Source organism: Methylibium sp. (assembly GCF_031393925.1).
Lineage (GTDB): Bacteria > Pseudomonadota > Gammaproteobacteria > Burkholderiales > Burkholderiaceae_C > Methylibium.
Map to the genome: position 1 here is coordinate 1 of NZ_JANMWL010000283.1, position 12,547 is coordinate 12,547.

Genomic DNA, 12,547 nt, shown 5'->3' on the forward strand with positions numbered 1-12,547 from the left:
CGGAAAGGGCGCCAGCGTGAAGCGCCGCTGCAGCGCCGTGCGGCCGTCGGCGCCGAAGCTGCGCTCGATCACATGCAGTTCGTGGCGCGCACCGTCGCACTCGCGGACGACGACGGTCGAGCAGCGCGTGCCATAGCGGCCGTCCGGGGTGTGGATGAACGCGGCCGAGAGCACGCGCTCGAGCTCGAGCGAAATGCCGGTCGAAGGCAGTTCGCCGTCAGTGGCCACGCTGCGGTCGGCGAGTGCTGCGAACAAGCGTTCGACCAGTGCATGCACTGAGCAGTTTTGGGCCGCGTCAGCCACAGCGACCTGGAGCCGTGCCTTCAGGCGCGTCACCTTGGGCCAGGCGATGTCGAGTGGGGCGTTGGAGATGCCGTGAACACCCGCGGCCAGCCGCCGTGGCGACGCTGTGGCATTGCTGGCCCAGAACCAATCGCCCCGCGCATCGGCGGCGACGAGGTTGAACCCGTTGTAGCGCTCGCTCGCGATCAGTGGCCAAAAGTCCGCCAGGGGTAGGTCGCTGGCCAGCCACGCGGGCACCAGCTCGCCACGCGAGCGGGCGCCGTTGTCCTGGCGGGAGGCGTCGCGCACATTCGTCACCAGCCCGATGCGACCGCCCGGTCCGAGGCCGAGCCAGGTGCCACCTGCGCGCAGGTCGCGTCCACCCAGGATGGGCGCGGCGCCGGCATCGGAAGCCCACCAGTCGAGCGGTGCGCTGTCGCGGTCGAAGTATTCGTCGCGGTTGGAGGCCAGCACCAGCGGGAAGCGCCGGCTCTGCGCCAGCGCCAGGGCTACGAGGCACATGTCGTGAAATGCTCGACGTGACGGGCGCTTGCCAGCCAAGGCGCGAGCGCGGCGTTCGCCGCGTGCTCGATGGCGGCGGCCGTTTGCACCGCGTCGACCTCTGCCGGCAGCACGTAGACCTCCATCCATGTCTGCAAGCCGTCGCGTGGTTCGGGTCGGTGCAGCAGTCGCGCCGCCAGGCCGGGTTGCGCGACACACAGCGCGCCCTGCATTCGGTGGGCCGCTTCGGTCAATGCGGCAGCGTGTTCGGGCAGGGCTCGGTAGTAGATGAACAACTCATGCCCAGCGCGTGCCGCGGGTGCGATGCTCATTGATGCACGCTTGGCGCTGCGCGCAATCCCGCCGAGCGGACGCGGCCCCTGACGGGCCCGAAGATCCCACTTCGTGACCCTCGGCGGCCGGGCGCAGGGCGCATCAGGCAAGCTTCGTGCTGCGCACTCCGGTATTTGCCAAGGGTCACGACAATGGCCCCTTCGTGGCGCCGGGGCGGACGTGCGGGCTCATGCGACCTCAGGTTGACGCGGGCTCGCGCGGCACGCGGTAAGGCAGGGACTGCGGCGTGAGCGCCGGCCCGTCGGCGCTGCCCAGGTGCAGGCTGCCGCCGTCGAGGGCAAGGAGCTTGATCTCCAGCAGGGCGTCGTAGCCGCCGAGCGGGGCCGCTGCGGCCAGCGCCACCATTCCGCACGGCTGCGCCGCATCGCCACTCCAGAACACGTCCTGGCCCGCCGTGATCGGCACGTCGGCATGCGCGAGCGCGGCGCGGCGCTTGATCGTGCCGCGGTAATGGCTGCGCGCGACCACCTCCTGGCCGGGATAACAACCTTTCTGAAAATTCACACCGCCAACCAGCTCGTAATTCAGCATCTGCGGCACGAAGGCTTCGACCGTGGCGCCAATGACCGGCGCCACGCCGCTTTGCACTTCGAGCCAGTCCCAGTGTTCCAACGCTTGGGCTGGCAGCGCGTCCATCACCGCAGCCGCGTCGTCGACCGCGCCGGCCCACAGCCAGCGTGCCTGTGCCGCCCCGTCGGGCAGGCGCACGATGCAGCCGGCGCCGACCTCGCGCTTGGCCCACACGCCCATGTCCGCCGCGTCGCCGAGCCAGGCGCGGGCACTCGGGCCGGCCAAGCCGATCAGGACGATCTGGTCGCCGCCCTCGGTGAGTTGCACCTTGGCGCGCAGGACGAACATGCGCAGGCGCTTGAGCGTGGCCGTTAGTACGTCGGCGCGGCAGGCGAGCCAGATATCGTCGTGGCCGCGCTTGAAGCCAACAAAGCTTGCCAGCATGCGTCCCTTGGCCGAGCAGTAGGCGGCGAGCCGCGCCTCGCCCAGGCCCAGGCCGGTGAAATCGTTGGTGAGTTGTCCATGCAGAAAGCTCGCGGCGTCGACACCGCTGGCGCGGAGCACGGCGCTGTGAGTCAAGCGCACGGCGCCGTCGATGGGGCCGCTGGCGGCAGAGGGCGGGGAGGCGGTCATGGCTGATTATCATCAGTGTCGACATGAGAAAGCGCCGACGACGATGAAGCGTCTGATCACCGCGGGGCTCCTCCTGCTGCTGGCCTTGGGCGGGGGCGCGGCCGCCGCGGTTTGGTGGTGGACTCTGCGACCGCTGCCGCTGGCCACGCCGAGCGTGGAGCTTTCGGTCGAGCCCGGAACCTCGCCGCGCGTGATTGCCCAGGCCTGGGTCGATGCCGGCGTGCGCACGCCGCCGCGGCTGCTCTACGAGTGGTTTCGCTGGTCGGGCGCGGCCAAGAAAATCCGCGCCGGCAGCTACGAGATCGGCGCCGGTACCACGCCCGTGGCGTTGCTGCGCAAGATGGTGCGCGGCGACGAGGCGCAGGCCACGGTGCGGCTGATCGATGGCTGGACGTTCCGTCTGTTCCGCGCCGAACTCGCCAAGGCCGAGGCGCTCAAGCCGACCACCGCGGCGATGAGCGATGCCGAGGTGATGGCAGCACTCGGCGCCCCAGGCCTCGCGCCCGAGGGCCGGTTCTTCCCCGACACCTATGCCTACAGCAAGGGGACGACCGACCTGGCCGTGCTGCAGCGTGCCTACCGCGCGATGCAGCGCCGGCTCGATGCGGCCTGGGCCGAGCGCAGCGCCGACGTGCCGCTCAAAACGGCTGAAGAGGCGTTGATCCTGGCGTCGATCGTCGAAAAGGAAACCGGGCAGGGCGCTGACCGCACCAAGGTGGCCGCCGTGTTCACCAACCGACTGCGCATCGGCATGCCGCTGCAGACCGACCCGAGCGTGATCTACGGCCTGGGCGCCGCTTATGACGGCAACCTGCGCAAACGCGATCTGCAGGCCGACACGCCGTTCAACACCTATACACGCGGCGGCCTCACGCCCACGCCGATCGCCATGCCGGGCAAGGCATCGCTGCTCGCAGCGGTACAGCCGGCGGCCATCAAGGCGCTGTATTTCGTGGCCCGCGGCGATGGCAGCAGCGAGTTCAGCGACACCCTGGCCGACCATAATCGGGCGGTGAACAAATACCAGCGCGGCGCAGGCCGTAGCAAGAACCAGTGAACGCGGGGAAGCGCGCGCTGCCGGGCTGTTTCATCAGCTTCGAGGGCATCGACGGCGCCGGCAAGTCGAGTCACATCGAGGCGCTCGCGCAGCGTTGGCTGCCGCGCGGGGTCGAGATCGTGCGCACGCGCGAGCCCGGAGGAACACCGCTGGCCGAGTCGCTGCGCGAGCTGGTGCTGCACCGGCCGATGGACACGCTCACCGAGGCGCTGTTGATCTTCGCGGCGCGGCGCGACCACCTGCAGCGCTGCATCGAACCGGCGCTCTCGCGCGGTGCGGTGGTGCTGTGCGACCGCTTCAGCGACGCCAGCTTCGCCTACCAGGGCGCGGGCCGCGGTTTCGATGCCGCGGTGCTCGGCACCCTGGAGCGCTGGGTGCAGGCGACGCCCACCGGCCTGCGTCAGCCCGACCTCACGCTGTGGTTCGATCTCGACCCGTCGCTGGCCGCCCGGCGCGTGGCGGCGGCGCGCACGCCCGACCGCTTCGAGCAGCAGGACGAGGCCTTCTTTCGACGCGTTCGCGACGGCTACCAGGCCCGCGCCGATGCCGCGCCGGAGCGCTTCGTGCGCATCGACGCGGCGCTGCCGCGGGAGTCGGTGTACGAGCAGGTCGTGGCGGCGCTTCGGGAGCGCGGCTGGTGAGTGCAACCGGCGTAACCGGCGCAGCGACCTCCGTGACTGGCAGTTCCTTGCTGCCTTGGCTCGAGGCGCCGCTCGCGCAGGCCCTGCACGCCACGCGCGGGCACGCGCTGCTGATCCACGGGCCGCAGGGGGTGGGGCAGTTCGAACTGGCGCTTGCCGTGGCCGCCGCAACCTTGTGCGAAGGTGAAGCATCCGTTCGCCCCGGCGGCCGCGCCTGCGGCCACTGTTCGGCGTGCCACCTGATCGCGGCGCGCACTCATCCCGACCTGCTGGTGCTGGTGCCCGAAGTGCTCCAGCTTGCCCTGGGTTGGTCGGGCGCCGACGAGGCGGGCGAGGAGGAGGGCGCCAGCAAGAGCAAGGCCAAACCGAGCAAGGAGATCAGGGTGGCTGCGGTGCGTGCGGCCATCGCGTTCGCGCAACAGACCACCTCGCGCGGCGGCGCCAAGCTCGTCGTGCTCTACCCGGCCGAGCGCATGAACCCGACCAGCGCCAACATGCTGCTCAAAACGCTCGAAGAACCGCCCGGCCAGGCCCGCTTCATTCTCGGCAGCGCCGCACCGCAGAGATTGCTCCCAACAGTGCGCAGCCGCTGCCAGGTTTTGCGCTTGCCGCTGCCCGGTGCGCAGCTCGCAATTCGCTGGCTGCAAAGCCGCGGCGTGGCAGAGCCGCAGGTCGTGCTCGCGGCGGCTGGAGGTCAGCCAATGGACGTGATCGAGCGTCTGGCTCTCGGTTGCGATGCCCAGGCGTGGCAGCGCTTGCCCCGCGAGGTGCTTGCCGGTCAGGGCACGACGCTCGCTGCCTGGCCGCTGCCGATGGTCGTCGATGCACTGCAAAAGCTCTGCCATGACGCGCTGGCCTGCGCAGTGGGCGCTGCGCCACGCTACTTTGCGGCCGCGAGCGTGTCCGGTGGCGGTGACGTGGCGCGGTTGACGGCCTGTGCCCGCACGCTGCGCGAGGCGGCGCGCAACGCCGAACACCCGCTCAACGCGCCGCTGGGCATCGAAGCGCTGGTCCAAACTCTGCACCGTGCGTTGCGATCACCCGCGGCCGTGAGCTCGTCACGTGAGCGCGCGTCGCCTTTGGCTACACTGAGGCGACCATGAGCGAAGTCAACGTTCGTACGACTCCAACGGCCGGCACGAGCAGCACGCGCCCGAGCGTGATCCAGCTCGTGTTCCGCGAAAAGGGGGCGCTGTACGCCGCCTACATTCCGCTGTTCAGCGAAGGTGGCCTGTTCGTGCCGACCAACCGCGACTACCGGCTCGGGGACGACATCTACTTGCTGCTGTCACTTCCCGAGGACGCACAACGCTACCCGGTGGCGGGCAAGGTCGGCTGGGTGACGCCGCCCAACGCGTCCGGCGGGCGCACGCAAGGCGTCGGCGTGCGCTTTCCCACCGACGAGAAGACCCGCTTGCTCAAGAACCGGATCGAAGAACTCCTCGGTACTTCGATCGCCTCGGCGAAGCCGACCCAGACGATCTGAGCCGTCCGCGCGGCGAATGATGTTCGTCGATTCCCACTGCCATCTGAGTTTTCCCGAGCTGCGGGCTGAACTGCCAGCGATTCGTGCAGCGATGGAGCGCGAGCGCGTCGACCGGGCACTGTGCATCTGCACGACGCTCGAGGAGTTCGACACCGTCCACGCGCTAGCGCTGGCGCACGACAACTTCTGGTGCAGCGTCGGTGTCCACCCGGACAACGAAGATGTGCGCGAGCCGTGCGTCGACGATCTGGTGGCGCTGGCCGCCTTGCCCCGCGTCGTGGCCATCGGCGAAACGGGGCTCGACTACTACCGCCTGGGAGAACGCAGCGTGGCCGACATGGCGTGGCAGCGGGAGCGCTTTCGCACCCACATCCGCGCCGCGCGCGAGTCGCAGAAGCCCCTGGTCATCCACACCCGCAGCGCCAGCGAAGACACCTTGGCGATCCTGCGCGAAGAGGGCGTCGGTGCCTGGCACGGCGCGCTGCCCGGCGTCTTTCACTGCTTCACCGAAACGCGTGCCGTGGCGCACGCCGCGCTCGAGCTGGGTTTCATGATCTCGTTTTCCGGCATCCTGACGTTCAAGAACGCAGTGGAGCTGCGCGAGGTGGCACGCGAAGTGCCGCTCGATCGGTGCCTGATTGAAACCGACAGCCCCTACTTGGCGCCTGCGCCGCACCGCGGCAAGACCAACAACCCCTCGTACGTAGCGCTCGTGGCGGCTCAGCTCGCACTGATCAAGGGCTGCAGCCTCGAGGAAGTGGCGCGCGTGACGAGCCGCAATTTCGAACGATTGTTCGGGCCTTCGGTGACCATCGACGCGTCAACTAATAGTTAATAAAGTAGATGAAATTACTTGTTTATCTATTTGTCAGTGTTGGTTTTTCATTGGCGGTGGCGGGTTCGTACGACAGTTTTTTCCGTGCTGTCGTGCGCGATGATGTTGCCGCGCTTGCAGAGCTGGTCGATCGCGGTTTTGACCCCAATGCACGCGACGAGAATGGCCAACCGGCGATCACCCGCGCCTTGCAGGCCGACTCGGTGAGCGCCGCGCTGGGACTTGCCGCCATGCCGGGGCTGGACGTCAACGCCCGCAACCGCGTTGGCGAAACGCCGCTGATGATGGCGGCGATCAAGGGCCAGTTCGATGTGAGCCGGGCGCTCATCGAGCGTGGCGCCGCGATCGATCCGCCCGGTTGGACGCCGTTGCATTACGCGGCGGCAGGCAATTCGTTGCCGGTGCTGGCGTTGCTGATCCGACACGGTGCGAGCATCGACGCGCGCGCGCCGAACGGCCGTACCGCGCTGATGATGGCCGCAATGCACGCCGACGAGAGTGTCGTTCAAGCGCTGCTCGCGGCCGGGTCCGATCCTCGAGCGCGCGATGCCAGTGAGACGAGCGCCGGCGATCTTGCGCGCCGCGCGGGTCGCGATCATCTCGCCGACCGACTCGCTGGCGAAGTTGTGCATCGTCGTCAGCCTTAAGGCACAGGGCGCAGCTCACACGCAGTCGTCGACCACGCGGCGCCCGGATTGTGTGACGCTCGTTCAGAAGCCTCGACCCAGGTCGAGGATCACTTGGGCAAGTGTCGCTTGCCGCAGGCACGTTACAGGAAGGGCTCCGTTGCTCAAGACGTTCTTGCGGGGGGACCGCCCGTAGGGTGGGGGATGTAATCCCTCAAAGGCTTCGCTACCAGCCGTGCCCCTGCTTACTCGTTCCAAGCCTTTGCCTGCTCATCGTCTCGTTCGTGCAGAGTTCCGATGACGAAGACGGCCGCGCCTTCGATCAGGCACCAGAAACCGAGAGCTGTTGGCCAGTCGGTCCACCGAGACAGCAAGAACGTGCCCAATGCCATGAGTAGGTGACCAGCGAGAACGTACATAGCAGGATGTTAGTCCGTGAGCACATGACCAGAACCGCGCTAATGTATATTATGTTAAATCAAACTACGACAACGGCCAGCGAACAACGTCGGCTTGCCGGGCTCTCCCCATCTCGGCTTGCGGCGGTAATCTCGTATCCTCGGCCGACCAACGCCTCAGGATCCATCAGATGACAAAAACCTATGCGCAGCTGTCACGGCAGATCGAGAGTCTTCAGCAGCAAGCCGAAGGGCTGCGGCGCAAGGAGATCGCCGACGTCGTCAAACGCATGAAAGAAGCGATCGAGGTATACGGGCTGACCGCGGCGGACCTGGGCCTGGAAGGCCGCCGTACCGGGGCCAAGACAGCGGGCGGTCCCGTGCGCAAGGTCGCGGGTCGCAAGAAATTGGCCAAGTCCAGATCCAAGCCCAAGTTCAAGGACGCCGATGGCAACGTCTGGTCGGGGCGCGGGCCACGTCCGGGCTGGTTCAAGGCGGCACTTGCCGTCGGCAAGACGCCCGAGGAACTGCTGGCGTGACGTGACGGACCGGGCCAGACGGTCGGCGGACTCCCTCGCCCGCTTCTTGTCATCACGGCGCTTCAGCCGCCGCCGCCCAGCACCGCGTACAGCGTCACCTGGTTCTGCAGCACCGCGAGGCGCGCGAGGATCGCCGCCTGCTGCGCGCCGAACAGCGAGCGCTGCGCGTCCAGCACGTCGAGATAGCTCGCCACGCCATTGCGATAGCGCAGGTCGGAAAGCCGAAAGCGCTCCGCCTCGGCGTCGGCCTGCGCCACCTGAGCGCGCAGTTGCTCACTCAAGGTTGCACGGCCCGCCAAGGCGTCGGCTACCTCTCGAAATGCCGTCTGAATGGCGCGCTCGTACTGCGCCACGGCAATATCGCGACCCGCTTGGGCCACTTCGAGGTTCCCCTGGTTGCGACCGGCGTCGAAGATCGGCGCCAGGAGTTGCGGCGCAAAGCTCCACGCGAACGCGCCCCCTTTGAACAGGTCGGAGAGCTCGCTGCTGGCGATGCCGACGCTGCCGGTCAGCGAAATGCGCGGGAAGAACGCTGCGCGGGCGGCACCGATGTTGGCGTTGGCGGCGATCAGCTGCTGCTCGGCACGACGGATGTCGGGTCGCTCGGTGAGCAGGTCCGACGGCAGGCCGGCAGGCAGTTCGGGCCCGAGTGTCGTTTCGGCCAATGCGCCGATCGGTGGCAGCGCAAGGGCCAGCGGTCCACCGACCAGCAACACCAGCGCGTTCTCGTCCAGCGCGCGTTGACGCTGTTGCTGCGCCAAGGTCGCGCGCGCGCCTTCGACCAGCGAGAGCGCTTGGCGAAGATCAAGCTCGGAGCTCACGCCCTGCTCGAACTTCAGCCGCGTGAGGCGCAGCGACTCTTCGCGCGTGACCAGCGTCTGGCGCGTGAGCGCAAGCAGTTCTTGGTCGGCCAGCAGCCCCAGGTAGCCGTTGGCTACCGCGGCGACGAGGCCGATCTGCGTCGCCTTGCGCGCTTCGTCGGTGGCCAGGTACTGCGCCAGCGCAGCATCGCGCAGGCTGGCCACGCGGCCGAACAGGTCGAGTTCAAAGGCGCTCACCGAAAGTCCGGCCGTGTAAAGGCTGCTGCTGCCGCCGCTCGCGGTCGGCTGCCGCATGCCGGCGAGGCCGGCGCTGACGCTCGGCAGCAGATCGGCGCGGCGAACCTGCAGTTGTGCCCTCGCCTGTTCGATGTTGATCACCGCGACGCGCAGGTCGCGGTTGTTGCGCAATGCCAGTTCGACCAGTCGCTGCAGATTCGAGTCGCCGAAAAAGCGCTGCCATTCGGTGTCGGCGGCGTGTCTCGCGCCGACCGTTCCAGCACCCGGCTGGCCCGAATAGTCGGCCGCCACCGGAGCGGCCGGGCGCTCGTAGATCGGCGCCATCGATGAGCACCCGCTGAGCGCCACCGCCATGGCCAGCACGGCGCGCACTGCGCCGCTGCGCCGCGCCGCAGCGCGTGAAAACACGGCTCGAGTTCGCGTGATCACGTTTTGATCTCCGTCGCTGCGGGCGGCGGTGGCGCCCCGTCGTCGGGTTCGTGCGCCCACTTGCGCCGCTGGCGTTCGCTGCCCTTGAAGATGCGGCTCACGACGACGTAGAACACCGGTACGAAAAACACCGCCAGCGCGGTCGCCGTGATCATGCCGGCCATCACGCCGGTGCCGATGGCGCGCTGGCTGGCCGAGCCGGCACCGCTGGCGACCACCAACGGCAGCACGCCAAGGATGAAGGCCAGCGAGGTCATGAGGATCGGGCGAAAGCGCAGGTGCGCCGCCTCCAGCACCGCTTCGACCACGCCCTTGCCCCGGGCGTGCAGGTCTTTGGCGAACTCGATGATCAACACTGCGTTCTTCGCTGACAAGCCAATGATGGTGATCAAGCCGACCTTGAAGTAAACATCATTCTCCAGGCCGCGAAAGCTCGCCCCGAACAGCACGCCGAGCACGCCGAGCGGCACCACCAGGATGACCGCCAGCGGGATCGACCAGCTTTCGTAGAGGGCGGCCAGACACAGGAACACGGCCAGCACGGAAAAGCCGAACAGGATGAATGCCGTCGAGCCGGAGAGTTTTTCCTCGCGCGACTGGCCGGTCCATTCGAACGCGAAACCGGCCGGCAACTGGCCCGCCAGGCGTTCCATCTCGGCCATCGCGGCGCCGCTGCTCTGGCCCGGCGCGGGTTCGCCCGCGATGCGCATCGTCGGGTAGCCGTTGAAGCGCACCGTCTGCATCGGACCCGTGACCCATCCGGTGGTCGCGAATGCCGCCAGCGGCACCGGCTGGCCACTCGTGTTCAGCGCGTTGATTGCCAACAGATCGTCCGGCTGCATGCGCGTCGGCGCATCGGCTTGGACGACCACGCGCTGCAGGCGCCCGGCGTTCGGGAAGTCGTTGACGTAGGAAGAACCGAGCGCGGTCGACAGGGCTCCATTGATCGCACTGAAAGGCACGCCCAGCGCGCTGGCCTTGTCACGGTCGATATTGAGTTGCAGCTGCGCGGCGTCTTCCAGGCCGTCGGGCCGCACCGCCGTCAGCAGCGGGCTTTCGGCCGCCTTGCCGAGCAGCTGGTTGCGCGCGGCCAGCAGCGCATCGTGACCGTTGCCGCCGCGGTCCTGCAGGCGAAACGCGAAGCCATTGGCGCGGCCCAGTTCCCGGATCGGCGGCGGGCTGACCGGGAAAATAAAGGCATCGCGGATGCGCCCGAGCGCGCCGAAGGCCCGGCCCACCAGTGCTTGCGCCGAGTGCGCGGCGCCCTCGCGCTGCTGCCAGTCCTTGAGCGTGATGAAGCCGAGCGCTGCGTTCTGGCCGGTGCCGGCGAAGCTGAAGCCCATGACGCTGACCATGCTCTGCACCTCGGGCTGCTCGAGCATGTAGCGTTCGACTTGCTTCATCACCTCGAGCGTGCGGTTCTGTGTCGCACCCGGCGGCAGCTGCACGTTCACGAGGATGTTGCCCTGGTCCTCGTTGGGCAAGAAGGACGTCGGCAGGCGGCCGAACAGCACCACCACCGCGCCGATGATCGCGACGTAAATGACGAGGTAGCGCGCCGCGCGCCCGAGGATGCGGGCGACCAGGCTCTCGTAGCCCTTGGCGGTGCGCGAGAAGCCGCGATTGAACCAGCCAAAGAAACCGCTCTTCGCATGGAGGTGGCCAGCCTCGACCGGCTTCAACAAGGTGGCGCACAGCGCCGGCGTCAGCGACAGCGCCATGAAGGCCGACAGCAGGATCGAAGACACCATCACCGCCGAGAACTGGCGGTAGATGTTGCCGACCGCACCGCTGAAGAAGGCCAGCGGAATGAACACCGACACCAGCACCACCGTCACGCCGATGATGGCGCCCGAGATCTGGCCCATTGCCTTGCGCGTGGCGACCAGTGGCGACAGGCCCTCCTCGCTCATGATGCGCTCGACGTTTTCGACCACGACGATCGCATCGTCGACCACGATGCCGATCACGAGCACCATGCCGAACATCGTCAGCACGTTGATCGAGAAGCCCAGCGCCAGCAGCACTGCGAAGGTTCCCATCAGCGTGATCGGGACCACCAAGGTCGGGATGATGGTGTAGCGGATGTTCTGCAGAAACAGGAACATCACCAGGAACACCAGCACCACGGCCGCGAGCAGCGTCTCGACCACCTGGCGGATCGAGAGGCTGACGAAGGTCGAACTGTCGTAGGGGATGGTCGCCTTCACGCCGGGAGGAAAGTAGCGCGACAGTTCGTTGATGCGCTTCTTGACCGCGGTCGCGGTCGCCAGCGCATTGCCGGTCGGCGACAGCTGCACGGCAATGCCGGTGGACGGTTCGCCGTTCAGGCGCGCCCGCGTGCCGTAGCTCTGGGCGCCGAGTTCGACGCGGGCCACGTCCTTCAAGCGCACGGTGGAGCCGTCGGCATTGGCGCGCAGCACGATGTTGGCGAACTGCTCGGCCGAGGTGAGCTGGCCCTTGACGACGACCGTCGCGAAGATCGACTGGCCGGGCACGTTCGGCAGGTCGCCGATGGTGCCCGAGGCCACCTGCGCGTTCTGCGTCGCGATGGCACTGGTCACGTCGGCGGACGACAGCCGGTAGCCGATCAGCTTGGCCGGGTCGATCCAGATGCGCATCGCGCGTTCGGTGCCGAACAGCTGGGCCTGACCGACGCCGGGCACGCGCTGGATCTCGGGCAACACGTTGCGCGCCGCGTAGTCGCCGAGCGCGACCGGGTCATAGGCCGGGTTGTCGGACGACAGCACCGTGAACAGCAGGAAGTTCGCGTTGGCCTTGTCGACGCGAACACCCTGCTGCGTCACCGCCTGCGGCAGGCGCGGCGTCGCGCGGCCGAGGCGGTTCTGCACGTCGACCTGCGCCAGGTCGGCGTTGGTGCCGGGCTCGAAGCTCAGCGTGATGGAGCCGGTGCCGTCGGCCTGGCTGACCGACTCCATGTAGATCAAGCCGGGCGAGCCGTTCATTTCGCGCTCGATGACGCTGATGACGCTGTCTTCCAGCGTCTGTGCCGAGGCGCCCGGGTAGGCGGTGGACACGAGGATCGAGGGCGGCGCCACCGACGGGTATTGCGCCACCGGCAGCTGCGGGATCGCCACTGCGCCCACCACCAAAATGAACAGCGCAATGACCCACGCGAAGATCGGTCGGTCGATGAAGAACGAGGCCATCGCCAGTCCTCCTTTAGCGCGAGGCCGC

At 67.9% G+C, this 12,547-nt stretch carries 12 protein-coding genes; 7 read left to right on the plus strand and 5 right to left on the minus strand.

Annotated features, from left to right (window positions below; genetic code table 11):
• From RMO12_RS14705 to RMO12_RS14715, 3 genes are all read right to left on the minus strand, one after another.
• The coding region (locus RMO12_RS14705) for an NRDE family protein (RefSeq protein ID WP_309639851.1) at nucleotides 1-804 on the minus strand (804 nt) is incomplete at its 3' end.
• Nucleotides 792-1,115, minus strand: coding sequence for a DUF4936 family protein (locus RMO12_RS14710; RefSeq protein WP_309626161.1), 324 nt, complete (start codon nucleotides 1,113-1,115; stop codon nucleotides 792-794). The genes RMO12_RS14710 and RMO12_RS14705, both read right to left, overlap by 13 nt.
• 199 nt (nucleotides 1,116-1,314) lie before the next feature.
• Entirely contained in the window at nucleotides 1,315-2,280 is a 966-nt protein-coding gene (locus RMO12_RS14715) for a folate-binding protein (RefSeq protein ID WP_309639852.1), read from the minus strand.
• 43 nt (nucleotides 2,281-2,323) lie between these two features.
• On the opposite strand from RMO12_RS14715, the gene mltG reads away from it, so the two are divergent.
• The 7 genes from mltG to RMO12_RS14750 all read left to right on the plus strand — a co-directional run bounded on the left by mltG (nucleotide 2,324) and on the right by RMO12_RS14750 (nucleotide 7,862).
• Nucleotides 2,324-3,337 (plus strand): endolytic transglycosylase MltG, encoded by a 1,014-nt coding sequence (gene mltG / locus RMO12_RS14720; protein WP_309639853.1) that lies wholly within the window; start codon nucleotides 2,324-2,326, stop codon nucleotides 3,335-3,337.
• Nucleotides 3,334-3,978 carry a dTMP kinase gene (tmk, locus tag RMO12_RS14725; protein ID WP_309639854.1) on the plus strand — a complete coding sequence of 215 codons (645 nt, stop codon included), beginning with the start codon at nucleotides 3,334-3,336 and terminating at the stop codon, nucleotides 3,976-3,978. The genes mltG and tmk overlap by 4 nt, the downstream gene beginning before the upstream one ends.
• A 32-nt stretch (nucleotides 3,979-4,010) precedes the next feature.
• Nucleotides 4,011-5,081: a DNA polymerase III subunit delta' gene (gene holB / locus RMO12_RS14730; RefSeq protein ID WP_309639855.1), complete on the plus strand. Its 1,071-nt coding sequence runs from the start codon at nucleotides 4,011-4,013 to the stop codon at nucleotides 5,079-5,081.
• Nucleotides 5,078-5,464: a PilZ domain-containing protein gene (locus RMO12_RS14735; protein ID WP_309626166.1), complete on the plus strand. Its 387-nt coding sequence runs from the start codon at nucleotides 5,078-5,080 to the stop codon at nucleotides 5,462-5,464. Before holB ends, RMO12_RS14735 begins: the two co-directional genes overlap by 4 nt.
• 19 nt (nucleotides 5,465-5,483) lie before the next feature.
• Nucleotides 5,484-6,299 carry a TatD family hydrolase gene (locus RMO12_RS14740; protein WP_309626167.1) on the plus strand — a complete coding sequence of 272 codons (816 nt, stop codon included), beginning with the start codon at nucleotides 5,484-5,486 and terminating at the stop codon, nucleotides 6,297-6,299.
• Nucleotides 6,300-6,307: 8 nt separating this feature from the next.
• Nucleotides 6,308-6,946 carry an ankyrin repeat domain-containing protein gene (locus tag RMO12_RS14745; protein WP_309626168.1) on the plus strand — a complete coding sequence of 213 codons (639 nt, stop codon included), beginning with the start codon at nucleotides 6,308-6,310 and terminating at the stop codon, nucleotides 6,944-6,946.
• A 568-nt stretch (nucleotides 6,947-7,514) separates the two neighbouring features.
• Nucleotides 7,515-7,862 carry an H-NS histone family protein gene (locus RMO12_RS14750; RefSeq protein WP_309626169.1) on the plus strand — a complete coding sequence of 116 codons (348 nt, stop codon included), beginning with the start codon at nucleotides 7,515-7,517 and terminating at the stop codon, nucleotides 7,860-7,862.
• A 62-nt stretch (nucleotides 7,863-7,924) separates the two neighbouring features.
• Here RMO12_RS14750 and RMO12_RS14755 read toward each other — a convergent pair whose 3' ends face one another.
• Nucleotides 7,925-9,274: an efflux transporter outer membrane subunit gene (locus tag RMO12_RS14755; protein WP_309626180.1), complete on the minus strand. Its 1,350-nt coding sequence runs from the start codon at nucleotides 9,272-9,274 to the stop codon at nucleotides 7,925-7,927.
• A gap of 71 nt (nucleotides 9,275-9,345) precedes the next feature.
• Nucleotides 9,346-12,519, minus strand: a complete 3,174-nt coding sequence (locus RMO12_RS14760; RefSeq protein WP_309639856.1) for an efflux RND transporter permease subunit — start codon at nucleotides 12,517-12,519, stop codon at nucleotides 9,346-9,348.
• Nucleotides 12,520-12,547: the final 28 nt, after the last annotated feature.